Consider the following 16,208-nt stretch of genomic DNA (forward strand, 5'->3'; position numbering starts at 1 on the left):
CTTTTTTGTTTGTAAATTTTGAGATAAAAAGAACCACAACACACAAAACTTATATGAAAACGCTTGCTAAAATAGACTTAAAATAGTATACTAAATTTAAGGTATACGGTTTAAAAAAGGTGATAAGAGTGATGCTCACTCTTAAAAGTTGATGTATTCAACATGCAATCATAAAAGGAGAAATATATGAAAAAATTGATTTTTCGCTTAACAATTCTGTTATCTGCTCTTATGCTCTTTCCTTTTCAAGCAGTAGAAGCCTGTACAGGTTTCATTGTCGGGAAGAACTTGACGGCAGACGGCTCTACTTTGTATGGTCGTACAGAGGATTTGGAGCCTAATCATAACAAAGTCTTTAAAGTTCATCCAGCCAAGGACAATCAAGCGGGAGAAAAGCTGATTGATGAAGCCAATGGCTTTGAATGGCAATTACCCGCACATAGCTATAAATATACTTCTGTTTCGGATGTTACACCAAAAGAAGGTATTTTTGATGAAGTAGGCTTCAATGAGCATGGAGTTTCCATTTCTGCTACAGTGTCAGCTAAGGCGAATAAAGCTATCCAGAAAGTTGATCCTTATGTGGAAAAAGGTTTAGCAGAATCCATTATGACAACGGTTGTCTTGCCACATGTCAAAACAGCTCGTGAAGGTGTGGAGCTCATCGCAGAGATTGTCAAAAAACAAGGAGCTGCTGAAGGAAACATTGTGACAATTGCAGATAAGACAGGTGTCTGGTACATGGAAATCTTGTCTGGTCATCAATATGTTGCCATTAAATATCCAGACGACAAATACAGTATTTTCCCTAATACCTTCTTCTTAGGAAGTGTTGATTTTAATGATAAGGAAAATGTCATTGCTTCAGAAAATGTGGAAAAAGTAGCACGAGATGCAAATTCCTACAAGGAAATCAATGGCAAATTCCATATTTCCCAATCTTACAATCCGCCAATGGCAGAAGCTGATCGTTCACGGGCTTGGGCTGGTATTAAGGCTTTGAACCCAGACGCACCAGTCAATTATGATGATAAATATTTTGATTTGTTGCAATCTAGCAATAAAAAAATCAGCGTTGCAGATGTGATGCGGATGCAGCGGAACCGTTTTGAAGGAACGCAATTTAAACCCCTTGACCAAATGGAATTGGACGGGAAGGGCATTCCTCAACGTGGAAAAGTAGATCCAGTCTACAAATATCCTCTTGGCAATCCAAATGTAATGGAAGCCCATATCTTCCAATTGAAAGATAATATCCCTGCCAGCATGGGTGGTGGTACAATGTGGCTTTCTGTTGGTAGTCCTCGATTTGCACCATACTTGCCATACTATGGAAATATCAACAATACTTATGCTGCTTATCAAGTTGATACAACGAAATATGACAAAGATTCTTGGTACTGGGTTGCGTCACACATTTACGATATGGCAGCCAAGCATCAAAAATTATTTGGCAATAGCATTCAAGAAAAATGGAAAGCTTTGGAAGCACGATTGATTGAAGAACAAGCCAAATTAGATGAACAATACGCAGCTGCAGGTGGAGCTTCGTCAGAAGAAGTGACTGCGTCTAGTATGGCGCGTGCAGAGGAAGTCTTTAAAGAAATGAAAGCTCTAGAAGCTGAAATGGAAGAAAAGATTAAAAATGAGCAAACGCCACCAAGCTCTAGCTCAGAACCATCTTCAAGTACAAGTGAGTCATCTTCAACCACATCTTCCACTTCGTCTACATCTCAATCTCAATCTTCGTCAAGTACAAATGAAACGTCTACATCTAGTTCATCGGATACTGAAAAACCTAAACCAAGCGAAACTTCTGATACCTTAGTGGATACAGCCACGGGTGTTCGCTTGCAAAATGTAGATTTAGTGAAAGCTAATCTCAAATTAGCAGTTAAAAAGACGATTGAAGAAAACGCAGACAGCTATGACATTACCTTGACCAATCCGAAAGGCGAAACAGTATCACAAGTCAGTTCAACAGTAGTGACAGTACCAGTGAAGCAAGGTGCTACGGTGGATTCTGTTTATGCTATGAAAGACGGCAAGCAAGCGGAAAAATTTGATTTTGTTCTCAACAAAGATCAAACGATTAGCTTTAAAACAACACACTTCTCTACTTACAAAGTAAATTACAAAGTTGTCAAAGAAACGCCAAAACAAAATAAACGTGGCTTCCTTCCGTCAACTGGTGAAAAAGTAACCTTCCTTGGTTTAGTAGGAATTGTCATTTTAGGAGTTGTCATCTTCATCTTAGCAAAACGTTCAAAAAAGAATAGTGACTAGTTGAAGCAAGAAAATCAACATCATGTTGAAGAATTCCCTCAAAGTTGGATACAAAACTAACTTTGGGGGATTTTTATATGAATTGAATAAATTTCTACATTAAATTGACAATGATAATATTATTTTTGACAATAATAGTTGACAAAGTGACACGAATGAGTTACAATAGAGATGAAAGGAGAGGAGCATATGAAGCTGGAAAATCGATTAAAAGAACTTCGAGCGCGAGATAGGTTGAATCAAACAGAGTTGGCTAAAAAAGCAGGAGTTTCTCGACAAACCGTCAGTTTGATTGAGCGGGGAGAGTATGCTCCGTCTGTCATCATTGCCTTGAAGATTGCACATATTTTTGGAGAAAACGTAGAAAATGTATTTTATCTAAAGGAGAATAGCGATGAAAAAATGGATGAAAATTAGTGGTTTACTAGTAGTGAGTGTTTTGCTAGGAATTTTTGTAGCAAGTAGTTGGCTCGGAAATTTCCATTTTCCAATCTTTTTAAATAGCATACTTTGGGGTTGGATTATTCGTGTGCTCAATCTGCTTTTATTCTGCATGACGATTTATTTACTACAGTCTAGTCGAACAATTCAAAAGCAGTCAACAAATGGAGATGAATTAAATGAACAACTTTATCAGAAGATGTTCAAAAATCTGGAATATGGTACTATTTTATTAGACGTTGTGACAATCTTGACGATTTTTGATATACTAACATCATTTAATGTATTCATTACTAAAAATAGTGTTTTGATTACAGGCAGTTTATTTCCTTATGTAGCACTTACTTTTATTCTATATGGACAATATTGTCTCCAAAAGACAATTGAGCAGGTTCGGCATTTTAAATTGCCAATCGTTACATTTCCTGAAGATGTTTTAGCCTTGATGAAGACCTATGATGAAGCAGAAAGAGAAGCACATTATGAGCAGAGCTTTAAGATTCTTTTTCAGTTAAATCAGTTCATTTTGCCAGCGTTTTACATCCTCCTGTTCACTATTTCGCTTCTATTACGTGAAGTTCAATACCTTCCTATTGCAATCGTGGTCTTTATCCACCTCTACATCAATGTAGTAAATATTTCTATGATAAAGAAATACTTTAAATAAGGCTGGTCAAAAAGTATTTCTGCCTCTATCTCATTTAGTGATAAGTGAATGACGTGGTAGGTGATTGAGAGTGGGACTACGAACTTAAATTTTTCAAGATAAGTTCTGTCCCAATCTTATGAAATATAACTAGTTATACGAGGAGAATTTTAATGAAAAAAATAGCCCATATTGGACTTGGAATTGTAAAATTATTGGGACTAATTGTGTTAGTCATGGCTATCAATGGCATTCCTATGTTGTTTCTAGCTAGAGGGCAAGATTTGCCCGTGTATATAGAAATTTTACTGGTGTTAGCCTACCTTGTGCTCATGTTTTTTGCTATCCGCACTTTATGGAGGAGATACCAGACACATGTCTCAGAGGATATCAAAGTCCTGTCATTTTCTTGGGGAGATTTTGGGAAAGCATTGTTGTTCTTTTTAGCGGCAAGAGTAGTAGCGGTTTTAGGAACTTATCTAAACATCTTTTTAACAGGGCAAAGTACGACCAGTAACGATAGTGCTTTACAAAATCTAGGAAAAATTATGTCTGTTAATCATATCTTTTTTGCTCTGTTATATGTAGTAACTGTTGCAATAATAGCTCCGGTGATTGAAGAATTAGTATTCCGTGGTTTTGCGACAATCTTTTTCTTTGAGAAAGATCAAAAAATATCAGCAGCCATCATAACATCTATCATTTTTGCACTTCCTCATATCTCAAAATGGACAGAGTTTCCACTTTATTTTGCCATGGGATTAGTCCTTTATGCTGCCTTTGCACGTCGAGGAAATCTGAAAGATTCAATAGCTGTGCATATTTTAAACAACACACCAGCAGCTCTCGTTATGCTGTTTGCGATGTTTCGATAGCGATGTAAAAATAGTACAATCATTTACAATAATATAATAAAAACACGAACGATTTTAGTTTCAGCTACTTGCTGGTCTTGCTTCATTCGTGTTTTTGTGTTATTAGATGTTATTTTTATTAATTGATATTTTATAACCCGTAATTGTAATCATCATCTTGCATGGCTTCAACTTCACCAAGAAGATAACCGTTTCCGACTTGAGAAAAGAAGTCGTGGTTAGAAGTTCCGGTTGAAATACCATTCATGACAATCGGATTGACGTCATCAGCCGTGTCAGGGAAAAGTGGGTCTTGACCAAGATTCATGAGAGCTTTATTAGCATTATAACGAAGGAAAGTTTTGACTTCTTCTGTCCAGCCGACACCGTCATATAAGGTTTCTGTGTAGCCTTCCTCATTTTCATAGAGGGTGTAGAGCAGGTCGTACATCCACTCTCGGAATGTTTCTTGCTCTTCTTCTGGTAATTCGTTAAAGCCTAATTGGAATTTATAGCCAATATACGTTCCGTGGACAGATTCATCGCGGATAATCAATTTGATGATTTCAGCTACATTGGCTAATTTGTTATTTCCAAGATAGTAGAGCGGAGTAAAGAAACCAGAGTAGAAGAGGAAGGTTTCTAAAAAGACACTGGCAACCTTCTTTTCAAGAGCATTTCCATTGAGGTAAATCTCGTTGATAACTTCGGCTTTCTTTTGCAAATAAGGATTTGTATTGGTCCATTCAAAAATTTCGTCAATTTCTGATTTCGTGTTAAGGGTTGAGAAAATAGATGAATACGACTTAGCGTGAACAGACTCCATGAATTGGATGTTATTCAACACAGCCTCTTCATGAGGTGTGCGAATATCTCCTCGGATAGCTTCGACACCTGATTGGGATTGCATCGTATCCAATAATGTTAATCCGCCGAAGACCTTACCAACAAGGTCTTTTTCTTCAGGTGATAATTTTCTCCAGTCGTCCAAATCGTTGGAGAGGGGGATTCGTGTATCGAGCCAGAACTGCTCGGTCAGTTTTTCCCAAGTAGATTTGTCAATGACATCTTCAATGGCATTCCAGTTAATGGCTTTATAATAGGTTTTCATGTTGATTACTTTCTTTTATTCCAGTTGATTCTTATTGTTTACAGATAGTTTAAATTTGTTCTGAAAGGCTTTTAAAAATTTTAAATCTCGTTAAATCACGCAGCTCTCACACTGGTTGGCTCCAACTTCGCCGCCGTTATCTGTAAAGGTACGGACATAATAGATTGATTTGATGCCCTTGTTAAAGGCATAGTTGCGCAGGATAGACAGGTCGCGTGTCGTTTGTTTGCATTCGGTTTTCCATTCGTAGAGTCCTTGTGGAATGTCGCTGCGCATAAAGAGGGTCAGAGATAACCCTTGATCTACGTGCTCAGTAGCTGCTGCATAAACATCAATGACTTTACGCATATCCATGTCGTAAGCGCTAGTATAGTAAGGAATAGTCTCAGTTGACAGTCCTGCTGCTGGGTAGTAGATTTTTCCGATTTTCTTTTCTTGGCGTTCTTCGATGCGTTGTGTAATTGGGTGGATAGAAGCAGAGACATCATTGATATAGCTGATAGAGCCATTCGGCGCAACAGCTAAGCGATTTTGGTGATAAAGACCGTCTGTCATGACTTTCTCGCGTAGCTCAGTCCAATCTTTTGCAGAAGGAATAAAGATATTTTCAAAGAGTTTTTTCACTCGGTCAGATTTTGGTACAAATTCACCGGTCACATATTTGTCAAAGTATGAACCATTTGCATAATCAGACTTTTCAAAGTTATGGAAAACCACCCCGCGCTCACGGGCAATATTATTGGACTCAACAAGTGTCCAATAATTCATGAGCATAAAGTAAATGCTGGTAAACTCAACAGATTCAGCTGATCCGTATTCAATCAATTGTTGAGCCAGATAACTGTGCAAGCCCATGGCACCTAGCCCAAAAGTGTGAGCTAAGCTATTACCATGATCAATAGTCGGAACAGCTTTGATGTGAGAGCTATCTGTAACAAACGTCAGCGCACGTGTCATGGTACGGATAGACTTACCAAAATCTGGCGAAGTCATCATATTAACCACATTGGTAGAGCCGAGATTGCAAGAAACATCTGTTCCTAAACGAACGAATTCTTGAGCGTCATTCAAGAGACTTGGTTCTTGGACTTGCAGGATTTCGGAGCAGAGATTGCTCATGATAATCTTGCCGTCTACTGGATTCGCGCGATTAGCAGTATCGATATTAACTACATAAGGATAGCCAGATTCCTGCTGCAACTTGGAAATTTCAGTTTCTAAATCACGAGCTTTAATCTTCGTTTTATTAATCTTAGGATTGGCAACCAATTCGTCATATTTTTCGGTAATGTCAATGTAGGCAAATGGAATGCCATATTCCCGTTCGATAGAATAAGGGCTAAAGAGATACATATCTTCGTTCTTCCGAGCTAATTCGTAGAATTTATCTGGAATGACAACACCCAAAGAAAGAGTTTTTACCCGTACTTTTTCATCGGCATTCTCTTTCTTAGTTGAAAGAAAAGCGATAATATCTGGGTGAAAGACATTAAGATAAACAACACCGGCTCCTTGACGTTGACCTAATTGATTAGAGTATGAAAAGCTGTCTTCAAAGAGCTTCATAACTGGTACTACACCAGAAGCAGCCCCTTCATAACCTTTGATAGGGGCACCCGCTTCCCGCAGGTTACTGAGGGAAATTCCAACGCCACCGCCAATCCGAGATAATTGCAGAGCTGAATTGATAGAACGACCGATTGAATTCATATCATCAGTGACTTGAATCAAGAAACAAGAAACTAATTCACCACGCCTAGCACGTCCGGCATTCAAGAAACTTGGAGTTGCTGGTTGATACCGTTGATGAATGATTTCATTGGCAATATCTTTGGCAATTGCTTCATCACCGTCGGCAAAATAGAGCGCGTTGAAAAGAACGCGGTCTTCCATGCTTTCAAGGTAATATTCACCGTCATTTGTTTTGAGAGCATATTGATTATAGAATTTATAAGCTGCCATGAAAGATTTAAAATGAAAATCTTGTTCATGAATGAAGCTGGATAGTTCTTCGATGTATTCAGGTGAATAAAGCTGGATGAATTCTTTTTCTAAATAGTTTTCTTGAATTAAATAGTGAATTTTTTCTGTGATAGAAGAGAATTTTTTTGTATTTGGTTCAACATTTTCTTTAAAGAATGCTTCCAAGGCTTCCTTATCTTTGTGAAGCATAATCTGTCCGTTGATTGGACGGTTGATTTCATTATTGAGACGGAAATACGTCACATCTTCTAATTGTTTGAGTCCCATAGTGTTCCTTTTCTAAGTGTTAGGTTTGATATTTGGCAAAAGAAAGAGGGGCGGGCAAGAACTAAAAATTGCAAATTTTAGTTCGTAGTCTCACCCCACAAAGTTACTCAACAGTTTTGAAAAGTGTTGAGGTGGTGAACGAAGAAAACAAAGTTTTCATCAAAGGTACTCTTCCGAGTATAAAAAGTGAACGGAGAAGGTTTTGTCTAGTTATCGCAGTTTTAACCATTTCTCCCATTATGTACATGTCATAAATTATGATAATTTTTTCAATTTACCTGGTTGAAAACCGGAAAATGCTTCCGTTGGAGTCTGAACGACTGGAGCAGCATTAAAGCCTAAGCTTTTCACATGATCGATGTATTCAGGCTGTTCGTCCAAATTGATTTCACGATATTCTACATGGTTAGTGTCTAAGAAGCGTTTTGTCATTTTGCATTGAACGCAATTATTTTTTGAATAAATAGTTACCATAATGAACTCCTAATTTCTTTAAATTCAGTATGGAATTAGTATATCTAAAGCAGGGAATTTTGTCAACTATTATGTTCTAAATATTGTGTTTTGTTTTGGGGTTTTAAATACTATGGCACTAGATATAGTGTTTTCTTAAAAAAGAAAAAGATAGAATGAACTCCTGTTTTGGGCTTCGTTAGACTAAGCTTTCCTTAGGGAACAATGGATTAAAAATGTGTCAATCAATTGGACAGTGAAAATCTCGTTTTAATGAAATTTCAGTAATTCTCATAAAAAAGACTTGCTGAATACACATAAAATTCTTGAAAAAATTTTACAAAGATGTTATAATCTAGAATTGTAAGGGTTATCACATGAGACCCCAAAAAGATTACATTAAAGGAGAGTCAAACTATGGCTTCTAAAGATTTCCACATTGTGGCAGAAACAGGTATTCACGCACGTCCAGCAACTTTGTTAGTTCAAACTGCTAGCAAATTTGCTTCAGATATTACTCTTGAATACAAAGGTAAATCAGTAAACCTCAAATCAATCATGGGTGTTATGAGCCTTGGTGTTGGTCAAGGGGCTGATGTAACAATTACTGCAGAAGGTGCAGACGCTGATGATGCAATTGTAGCAATCGCAGAAACAATGACAAAAGAAGGATTGGCTTAACATGACAGAAATGCTAAAAGGAATTGCAGCATCTGACGGTGTTGCTGTTGCTAAGGCATATCTACTCGTTCAACCGGATTTATCATTTGAGACTGCTTCAGTCGAAGATACAAATGCAGAAGAGGCTCGTTTGGATGTAGCTCTTGAAGCTTCACAGAACGAGCTTTCTGTTATCCGTGAGAAAGCAGTAGAAAGCCTTGGAGAAGAAGCAGCTCAAGTATTTGATGCTCATTTAATGGTACTTTCTGACCCAGAAATGATTGGTCAGATTAAAGAAACAATTCGTGCAAAAAAAGTGAATGCTGAAGCAGGTCTAAAAGAAGTAACAGACATGTTCATCACTCTCTTTGAAAATATGGAAGATAATCCATACATGCAAGAACGTGCGGCAGATATTCGCGACGTGACCAAACGTGTGTTGGCTCACTTGCTTGGTGTACGCTTGCCAAACCCTGCTATGATCAATGAAGAAGTGGTTGTGATTGCCCATGACTTGACTCCTTCTGATACCGCTCAATTAGATAAAAACTTTGTTAAAGCTTTTGTAACCAATATTGGTGGACGTACAAGCCACTCGGCTATTATGGCTCGTACTCTTGAAATTGCTGCGGTTCTTGGAACAAATAACATTACCGAATTAGTAAAAGACGGTGATACAGTTGCCGTGAATGGAATTACTGGTGAGGTTATTATCAATCCAACAGAAGAACAAGTTGCAACCTTTAAAGCAGCGGGTGAAGCCTATGCAAAACAAAAAGCTGAATGGGATTTGCTGAAAGATGCTGAAACAGTAACAGCTGACGGAAAACATTTTGAACTGGCTGCAAATATCGGTACACCTAAAGATGTCGAAGGTGTGAATGCAAATGGCGCAGAAGCTGTCGGGCTTTACCGTACTGAGTTTCTTTATATGGATTCGCAAGATTTCCCAACAGAAGATGAGCAGTATGAAGCTTATAAAGCTGTACTTGAAGGGATGAATGGCAAACCAGTTGTTGTCCGTACAATGGACATCGGTGGAGACAAAGAACTTCCTTACTTTGATTTGCCAAAAGAAATGAATCCGTTTCTTGGATTCCGTGCTCTTCGTATTTCTATTTCTGAAACAGGAAATGCAATGTTCCGCACACAATTACGTGCACTTTTGCGTGCATCTGTGCATGGACAATTGCGTATCATGTTCCCAATGGTTGCTTTGTTGACTGAATTCCGTGCTGCAAAAGGCATTTTGGAAGAAGAAAAATCTAAATTGCTTGCAGAGGGTGTGGCAGTTGCGGACAATATTCAAGTTGGTATCATGATTGAAATTCCAGCGGCAGCAATGCTTGCTGACCAATTTGCAAAAGAAGTTGACTTCTTCTCAATTGGTACCAATGACTTGATTCAATACACAATGGCTGCTGACCGTATGAATGAACAAGTTTCTTACCTTTATCAACCATACAACCCATCTATCTTACGTTTAGTGGATCGAGTGGTCAAAGCTGCTCATGCTGAAGGCAAGTGGGCTGGTATGTGTGGTGAAATGGCGGGTGATCAAACTGCTGTTCCACTTCTAGTTGGTATTGGTCTGGATGAGTTTTCAATGAGTGCTACATCTGTTCTTCGTACACGTAGCTTGATGAAGAAATTGGATACGAAGAAGATGCAAGAACTCGCTCAACGTGCTCTTACAGAATGTGCAACGATGGAAGAAGTTCTTGAACTTGAAAAAGAATATCTTGATTTTGAATAATATCGAAACGAAGACCATTGTCAATTAAGACAATTGAAATCTCAGTTATTGAAAGAGGGCGTTGTTGTCCTCTTTCTTTATATTGCAAATCATTTAGGCTTTCTGTGTTCCTTTTTACTTCCTTTTGCTCATTTTTGCTATAATGATAATTATGAATAACTTGATTCAATCAAAATTAGAATTGCTACCAACCAGTCCAGGTTGCTATATTCACAAAGATAAAAATGGTACCATTATTTACGTAGGTAAGGCTAAGAATTTGCGCAATCGGGTGCGCTCTTATTTTCGTGGGAGCCATGATACTAAGACCGAAGCGCTGGTATCTGAGATTGAGGATTTTGAGTTTATTGTCACGGAGTCTAACATTGAAGCTTTGCTGCTTGAAATCAATCTCATCAAGGAAAATCAGCCTAAGTACAATATCATGCTCAAGGATGATAAGTCCTACCCTTTTATCAAAATTACCAATGAGACATATCCGCGTCTAATTATTACGCGTCAGGTCAAAAAGGATGGGGGGCTCTACTTTGGTCCTTATCCTGATGTAGGTGCTGCCAATGAAATTAAGCGCCTGCTGGATCGAATTTTCCCTTTTCGCAAATGCACTAATCCGCCTGAGAAGGTTTGTTTCTACTACCACATTGGGCAGTGCCGAGCTCACACTATCTGCCATAATGAACCACATTTTTTTCAAGATATGGCTCAAGAAGTATCAGACTTTCTCAAAGGGCATGATGATAAGATTATTGATGAGCTGAAAAGGAAAATGACTAGTGCGGCTGAGAAAATGGAGTTTGAAAAAGCGGCTGAGTACCGCGACTTGCTTCAAAGCATTGCGACGCTTCGCACTAAACAACGAGTCATGGCGAAGGATTTGCAGAATCGGGATGTCTTTGGTTATTATGTAGACAAAGGCTGGATATGTGTGCAGGTGTTCTTTGTCCGTCAAGGAAAACTCATTGAGCGAGACGTGAATATGTTTCCTTACTACAATGATCCCGATGAGGATTTTCTGACCTATATTGGTCAATTTTATCAGGAAAAATCTCATCTGATTCCCAATGAAATTTTGATTCCGTCTGATATTGATGATGTAGCTGTTCAGGCTGTGGTAGATACGAAGATTCTCAAACCTCAGCGAGGAGAGAAGAAACAGTTGGTTAATTTGGCTATTAAAAATGCGCAAGTTAGTTTGCAGCAGAAGTTTGATTTGTTGGAGAAATCTGTTGAAAAAACGCAAGGAGCCATTGAAAATCTAGGGCAGTTGCTCAATATTCCCACCCCAGTTCGGATTGAGTCCTTTGATAATTCCAATATTATGGGAACCAGTCCTGTTTCAGCTATGGTGGTCTTTATCAATGGGAAACCCAGCAAAAGGGATTATCGCAAGTATAAGATTAAGACAGTTATCGGTCCTGATGACTATGCTAGTATGCGAGAAGTGATTAAGCGTCGCTATAGCCGAGTCATGCGCGATGGTTTAATACCGCCTGATCTTATTGTCATTGACGGTGGTCAGGGTCAAGTCAACATTGCTAAAGACGTCATTCAACATCAATTAGGGTTAGATATTCCTATCGCTGGTTTGCAAAAGAACGACAAGCACCAGACGCATGAATTGCTCTTTGGCGATCCTTTGAAAGTGGTCGAATTGTCTCGCAATTCGCAGGAATTTTTCCTTTTGCAACGCATTCAAGATGAGGTGCACCGCTTTGCCATTACCTTCCACCGCCAGCTTCGCTCAAAAAACTCCTTTTCTTCGCAATTGGATGGTATTGAGGGGCTAGGACCCAAGCGCAAGCAGAATTTGATGCGACATTTTAAATCTTTGACTAACATCAAGAAAGCTAGTGTTGAGGAAATTGTCGAAGTAGGCGTACCGCGAAAAGTGGCGGAGGCTGTGCAGGAGAAATTGAGCAAATCTACAGATAAAAAGATAACCAACTCCTAGATTTTAGGGAAGCAAGTTCATCAGACTATTTCTCGTGAAAAACCTCTGCAAGCTCTTCCAATTTATGGTAAAATGAAATTAGTATAATAAGAAAAGGAAAGTCCCTATGAAATTTCTTGAATTAAATAAAAAGCGTCATGCAACGAAGTATTTCAATGATAAAGCAGTTGATCCGAAAGATGTGCGGACGGCAATTGAAATTGCAACTTTAGCGCCAAGTGCTCACAATAGCCAGCCTTGGAAATTTGTAGTTGTGCGTGAGAAAAATGCAGAATTGGCTGAGATTGCTTTCGGTGCAAACAAAGACCAAATCACAGAAGCACCTGTGACGATTGCTCTTTTTACAGATACAGACTTAGTTAAACGAGCTCGGAAAATTGCTCGTGTAGCTGGGGTCAATAATATGTCCGACGAATTGTTGCAATATTATATGCAAAATTTACCGGTTGAGTATAGTCATTATTCTGAGCAGCAAAAAAGCGATTATTTGGCTTTAAATGCTGGTTTGGTGGCAATGAATCTTGTGTTGGCTTTGACTGACCAAGGAATTGGTTCCAATATTATCCTTGGATTTGATAAGTCAAAAGCTAATCAAGTGCTAGATATTGACGAACGCTTCCGTCCAGAACTTTTAATTACCGTTGGTTATACAGATGATAAACTGGAGCCAAGCTATCGTTTGCCAGTGGACGAGATTATTGAAAAACGTTGATAGAAAGGAATCTGATTTTATGACGATTGATTTTAAAGCAGAAGTTGAGAAACGTCGCGATGCTCTGCTGGCTGACTTGTTTAGCCTTTTGGAAATTAATTCCGAGCGAGATGACACGAAAGCAGATAAAGAACATCCTTTTGGGCTTGGACCTGTTAAGGCTTTGGAAAAATTCTTAGAATTAGCCGCGCGTGATGGCTATCCAACAAAGAATGTTGACAATTATGCAGGGCATTTTGAATATGGTGAAGGAAAAGAAGTGCTTGGAATTTTTGCGCATATGGATGTTGTGCCGGCTGGAAGTGGCTGGGATACAGATCCTTATACGCCAACTATCAAGGACGGTAAATTATTTGCGCGCGGTGCGAGCGATGACAAGGGACCGACAATGGCTTGCTATTACGGCTTGAAAATTATCAAAGAATTGGGTTTACCGACATCTAAGAAGGTTCGTTTTGTAGTTGGTACAGATGAAGAATCCGGCTGGGCTGATATGGATTATTATTTCAAGCATGTTGGTCTGCCAGAGCCTAATTTTGGCTTTTCACCAGACGCAGAATTTCCAATTATCAATGGTGAAAAAGGAAATATTACCGAATATCTTCATTTTGCAGGGGAAAATAGCGGAGCTGCGCGCTTGCATAGCTTTACTGGCGGGCTTCGTGAAAATATGGTTCCTGAATCTGCAACAGCAGTGGTATCAGGAAATGTGCCAAATCTTGTAGATAAATTGGATGAATTTGCAAAGGAACACGAACTTCGATTTGAATACCAAGAATTACCGAGTGGACAAATAACAGTTACGATTGTTGGGAAATCCGCCCACGGAGCTTCTCCACAATCTGGTGTCAATGGCGCGACTTATTTGGCGAAATTCTTGACCCAGTTTGACTTTGCAGGTTCTGCTAAGGATTATCTTGAAGTGGCTGGGAACATTCTTTTAGAAGACCATGCAGGAAAAGCTCTGAAAGTAGATTATGTAGATGAAAAAATGGGTGCTCTTTCTATGAATGCTGGTGTTTTCCGCTTCGATGAAGCAAGCAACGACAACACCATTGCCCTTAATTTCCGCTATCCACAAGGAACCAATCCAGAAATGATCAAATCTAAATTGGAAAACTTACCTGTGGAGACAGTGACATTGTCCGAGCACGAGCATGTTCCCCACTATGTTCCAATGGAAGATCCGCTTGTGAAGACACTTTTAGATGTGTATGAAAAGCAAACAGGTCTGAAAGGTTATGAGCAAATTATTGGTGGAGGAACGTTTGGTCGTCTCTTGAAACGCGGTGTTGCTTATGGTGCCATGTTCCCAGGCTATACAGATACCATGCACCAAGCAAATGAATTTATAGATGTAGAAGATCTTTTCCGTGCAGCAGCTATTTATGCTGAGGCAATCTATGAATTGATTAAATAAAGGACGTAAACTCAGCTAGAAATAGTTGAGTTTCTTTCAAAGAAAGAGGACCATTATGATTTATACAATTACGAGTGCGACAGGTCAATTGGGGCAAAAGGTCGTTGCTGAAGCACAAAAATATTTAAATTCTAATGACATTCGGCTATCTGTTCGAAGTCCCCAAAAAGCGAGCCAGTATGCAGCAGCAGGGATTGATGTCAGAGAAGCTGATTATTTAGATGTGGATTCTATGGTCGAGGCTTGGCGTGGAATGGATATTTTGATTTACATTCCAAGTATTTCTCATCCAAGTATTGTGCGTGTACCCGAGTTTGAAAATTCAGTTATTGCGGCAGAAAGAGCTGGAGTTAAGCACTTTATCTTTGTTGGATTTTTCGCCGATCAAGTCAATAGTCCATTTCACATGGCGGCTTTCTTTGCTTATGCCAATACTCGTCTAGCATCAGCTGGATTTTCTTACAGCATTATCAAAAATGCTATGTATGCTGATCCATTGGTACCTTATTTACCTGAGTTAATAGAGCGCAAGGCGGTCATTTATCCAATGGAAAATGCCAAAATGAGCTTTATTTCGCGAGAAGACAGTGCAGAAGCTATTGTCAGACTGGCTATGTTACCTGCCTTACAGGGAAAGACGTATGTTTTGACTCAAGAACGCAATTACACAATGTTGGAGCTGGCTAATCTTTTGTCCGAGGTTTCTGGTCACGAGATTGGCTACCAACCAGTGACGGTTGAGGAATTTGCTGCCCTTTATGATCAACCAAAAGGTTTCGGTGTTGTGCTGGCTTCTCTTTATCAAGCTGGAAGTCAAGGCTGTCTGGATATTGTGACAGATGATTTTCGGACAATCACAGGACGGCAGGCAACTGATTTGAAAAGCTATATGAGGAAAAATTATCAAAAATAGAGGCAAGAAATGGAAACGCTAGAAGACATTAAGAAAGCTATTATGGCTGATTCACAAAATCAAGCATATACAAAGCGAGGAATTGAGCCACTTTTTGCAGCACCTAAAACGGCACGTATCAATATTGTCGGTCAAGCACCGGGCATCAAAGCGCAGGAAACACGCTTGTACTGGAATGATAAGAGTGGTGATCGCTTGCGTGAATGGATGGGTGTCGATTATGATACCTTTTATCATTCAGGCTATTTTGCTGCGATTCCAATGGACTTTTATTTCCCAGGTCATGGAAAATCAGGCGATTTACCGCCTCGCAAGGGCTTTGCTGAAAAATGGCATCAGCCGATTTTAGAGTTGCTGCCGGATCTTGAATTGACGATTCTCATTGGTCAGTATGCTCAAAAATACTACCTTCATCAAAAAGGAACTGTAAAACTAACTGATACGGTAAAACATTATCAAGACTACTTGCCAGAATTTTTCCCGCTTGTCCACCCCTCACCGCGAAATCAAATTTGGATGGCTAAGAATCCTTGGTTTGCAGAAACCGTAATTCCTGATTTAAGGGAACGAGTACAAAAGATTATTTCATAGTGTGGAACAAAAGTTAATCATTTAAAAGTTTTTGATTTTGTTGCTCCACAGTGGTTCATTAGTACGGAAGCGCCTAATGAATTTCTCCAAACCGCTGCGCTTTGCAAGCGTAACGCATAAATAATAGAAGCTAGGCACTTTTACCCCAGCTTCTTTTTTTAAAC

The 16,208-nt window shown here is 39.1% G+C and carries 14 protein-coding genes; 11 read left to right on the forward strand and 3 right to left on the reverse strand.

What is annotated here, in order from left to right:
* The first annotated feature begins 186 nt into the window (after window positions 1-186).
* The 4 genes from ABKA15_RS03005 to ABKA15_RS03020 all read left to right on the forward strand — a co-directional run bounded on the left by ABKA15_RS03005 (window position 187) and on the right by ABKA15_RS03020 (window position 4,248).
* Window positions 187-2,286: a C69 family dipeptidase gene (locus ABKA15_RS03005; protein WP_049514391.1), complete on the forward strand. Its 2,100-nt coding sequence runs from the start codon at window positions 187-189 to the stop codon at window positions 2,284-2,286.
* Window positions 2,287-2,475: 189 nt separating this feature from the next.
* Window positions 2,476-2,703, forward strand: a complete 228-nt coding sequence (locus ABKA15_RS03010) for a helix-turn-helix transcriptional regulator (RefSeq protein ID WP_037607910.1) — start codon at window positions 2,476-2,478, stop codon at window positions 2,701-2,703.
* A complete protein-coding gene (locus ABKA15_RS03015; protein WP_224785079.1) occupies window positions 2,681-3,394 on the forward strand; it encodes a DUF3169 family protein in 714 nt (237 codons plus the stop codon). The genes ABKA15_RS03010 and ABKA15_RS03015 overlap by 23 nt, the downstream gene beginning before the upstream one ends.
* Before the next feature lie 152 nt (window positions 3,395-3,546).
* Window positions 3,547-4,248: a type II CAAX endopeptidase family protein gene (locus ABKA15_RS03020; protein ID WP_049514388.1), complete on the forward strand. Its 702-nt coding sequence runs from the start codon at window positions 3,547-3,549 to the stop codon at window positions 4,246-4,248.
* A gap of 130 nt (window positions 4,249-4,378) precedes the next feature.
* Here the strand turns inward: ABKA15_RS03020 and nrdF are convergent, their stop codons facing one another.
* The 3 genes from nrdF to nrdH form a co-directional block, all read right to left on the reverse strand.
* A complete protein-coding gene (gene nrdF, locus ABKA15_RS03025; RefSeq protein WP_049514387.1) occupies window positions 4,379-5,338 on the reverse strand; it encodes a class 1b ribonucleoside-diphosphate reductase subunit beta in 960 nt (319 codons plus the stop codon).
* A gap of 90 nt (window positions 5,339-5,428) precedes the next feature.
* A complete protein-coding gene (nrdE, locus tag ABKA15_RS03030) occupies window positions 5,429-7,588 on the reverse strand; it encodes a class 1b ribonucleoside-diphosphate reductase subunit alpha (protein WP_049514385.1) in 2,160 nt (719 codons plus the stop codon).
* 255 nt (window positions 7,589-7,843) lie between these two features.
* Complete coding sequence (gene nrdH / locus ABKA15_RS03035) at window positions 7,844-8,062, reverse strand: glutaredoxin-like protein NrdH (protein ID WP_003023812.1); 219 nt, start codon at window positions 8,060-8,062, stop codon at window positions 7,844-7,846.
* Between the two features lie 396 nt (window positions 8,063-8,458).
* Here nrdH and ABKA15_RS03040 point away from each other — a divergent pair, with 396 nt between their 5' ends.
* The 7 genes from ABKA15_RS03040 (at window position 8,459) to ABKA15_RS03070 (ending at window position 16,044) form a co-directional block, all read left to right on the forward strand.
* Window positions 8,459-8,722: a phosphocarrier protein HPr gene (locus tag ABKA15_RS03040; protein WP_003023815.1), complete on the forward strand. Its 264-nt coding sequence runs from the start codon at window positions 8,459-8,461 to the stop codon at window positions 8,720-8,722.
* A 1-nt stretch (window position 8,723) separates the two neighbouring features.
* Window positions 8,724-10,457, forward strand: coding sequence for a phosphoenolpyruvate--protein phosphotransferase (gene ptsP / locus ABKA15_RS03045; protein ID WP_003031909.1), 1,734 nt, complete (start codon window positions 8,724-8,726; stop codon window positions 10,455-10,457).
* A 151-nt stretch (window positions 10,458-10,608) separates the two neighbouring features.
* Window positions 10,609-12,408, forward strand: a complete 1,800-nt coding sequence (gene uvrC / locus ABKA15_RS03050) for an excinuclease ABC subunit UvrC (protein ID WP_049514383.1) — start codon at window positions 10,609-10,611, stop codon at window positions 12,406-12,408.
* Between the two features lie 106 nt (window positions 12,409-12,514).
* Window positions 12,515-13,120, forward strand: coding sequence for a nitroreductase family protein (locus ABKA15_RS03055; protein ID WP_049514381.1), 606 nt, complete (start codon window positions 12,515-12,517; stop codon window positions 13,118-13,120).
* 19 nt (window positions 13,121-13,139) lie between these two features.
* A complete protein-coding gene (pepV, locus tag ABKA15_RS03060) occupies window positions 13,140-14,540 on the forward strand; it encodes a dipeptidase PepV (RefSeq protein ID WP_049514379.1) in 1,401 nt (466 codons plus the stop codon).
* Between the two features lie 55 nt (window positions 14,541-14,595).
* On the forward strand, window positions 14,596-15,453 hold the full coding sequence (locus ABKA15_RS03065; RefSeq protein ID WP_049514377.1) for an SDR family oxidoreductase: 858 nt from the start codon (window positions 14,596-14,598) through the stop codon (window positions 15,451-15,453).
* A 9-nt stretch (window positions 15,454-15,462) separates the two neighbouring features.
* The gene (locus ABKA15_RS03070) at window positions 15,463-16,044 is read left to right on the forward strand and encodes a uracil-DNA glycosylase family protein (RefSeq protein ID WP_049514375.1); all 582 of its coding nucleotides are present in this window, start codon (window positions 15,463-15,465) and stop codon (window positions 16,042-16,044) included.
* The last annotated feature ends 164 nt before the right edge of the window (window positions 16,045-16,208 follow it).

The organism is Streptococcus sp. KHUD_010, assembly GCF_040207525.1.
Lineage (GTDB): Bacteria > Bacillota > Bacilli > Lactobacillales > Streptococcaceae > Streptococcus > Streptococcus hominis.

What these genes read in the sequence shown, in the direction of transcription:
- ABKA15_RS03005 (WP_049514391.1), top strand. Translation starts at nt 187, where the DNA reads ATGAAAAAATTGATTTTTCGCTTAACAATTCTGTTATCTGCTCTTATG.
- ABKA15_RS03010 (WP_037607910.1), top strand. Translation starts at nt 2,476, where the DNA reads ATGAAGCTGGAAAATCGATTAAAAGAACTTCGAGCGCGAGATAGGTTG.
- ABKA15_RS03015 (WP_224785079.1), top strand. Translation starts at nt 2,681, where the DNA reads ATGAAAAAATGGATGAAAATTAGTGGTTTACTAGTAGTGAGTGTTTTG.
- ABKA15_RS03020 (WP_049514388.1), top strand. Translation starts at nt 3,547, where the DNA reads ATGAAAAAAATAGCCCATATTGGACTTGGAATTGTAAAATTATTGGGA.
- nrdF (WP_049514387.1), bottom strand. Translation starts at nt 5,338, where the DNA reads ATGAAAACCTATTATAAAGCCATTAACTGGAATGCCATTGAAGATGTC.
- nrdE (WP_049514385.1), bottom strand. Translation starts at nt 7,588, where the DNA reads ATGGGACTCAAACAATTAGAAGATGTGACGTATTTCCGTCTCAATAAT.
- nrdH (WP_003023812.1), bottom strand. Translation starts at nt 8,062, where the DNA reads ATGGTAACTATTTATTCAAAAAATAATTGCGTTCAATGCAAAATGACA.
- ABKA15_RS03040 (WP_003023815.1), top strand. Translation starts at nt 8,459, where the DNA reads ATGGCTTCTAAAGATTTCCACATTGTGGCAGAAACAGGTATTCACGCA.
- ptsP (WP_003031909.1), top strand. Translation starts at nt 8,724, where the DNA reads ATGACAGAAATGCTAAAAGGAATTGCAGCATCTGACGGTGTTGCTGTT.
- uvrC (WP_049514383.1), top strand. Translation starts at nt 10,609, where the DNA reads ATGAATAACTTGATTCAATCAAAATTAGAATTGCTACCAACCAGTCCA.
- ABKA15_RS03055 (WP_049514381.1), top strand. Translation starts at nt 12,515, where the DNA reads ATGAAATTTCTTGAATTAAATAAAAAGCGTCATGCAACGAAGTATTTC.
- pepV (WP_049514379.1), top strand. Translation starts at nt 13,140, where the DNA reads ATGACGATTGATTTTAAAGCAGAAGTTGAGAAACGTCGCGATGCTCTG.
- ABKA15_RS03065 (WP_049514377.1), top strand. Translation starts at nt 14,596, where the DNA reads ATGATTTATACAATTACGAGTGCGACAGGTCAATTGGGGCAAAAGGTC.
- ABKA15_RS03070 (WP_049514375.1), top strand. Translation starts at nt 15,463, where the DNA reads ATGGAAACGCTAGAAGACATTAAGAAAGCTATTATGGCTGATTCACAA.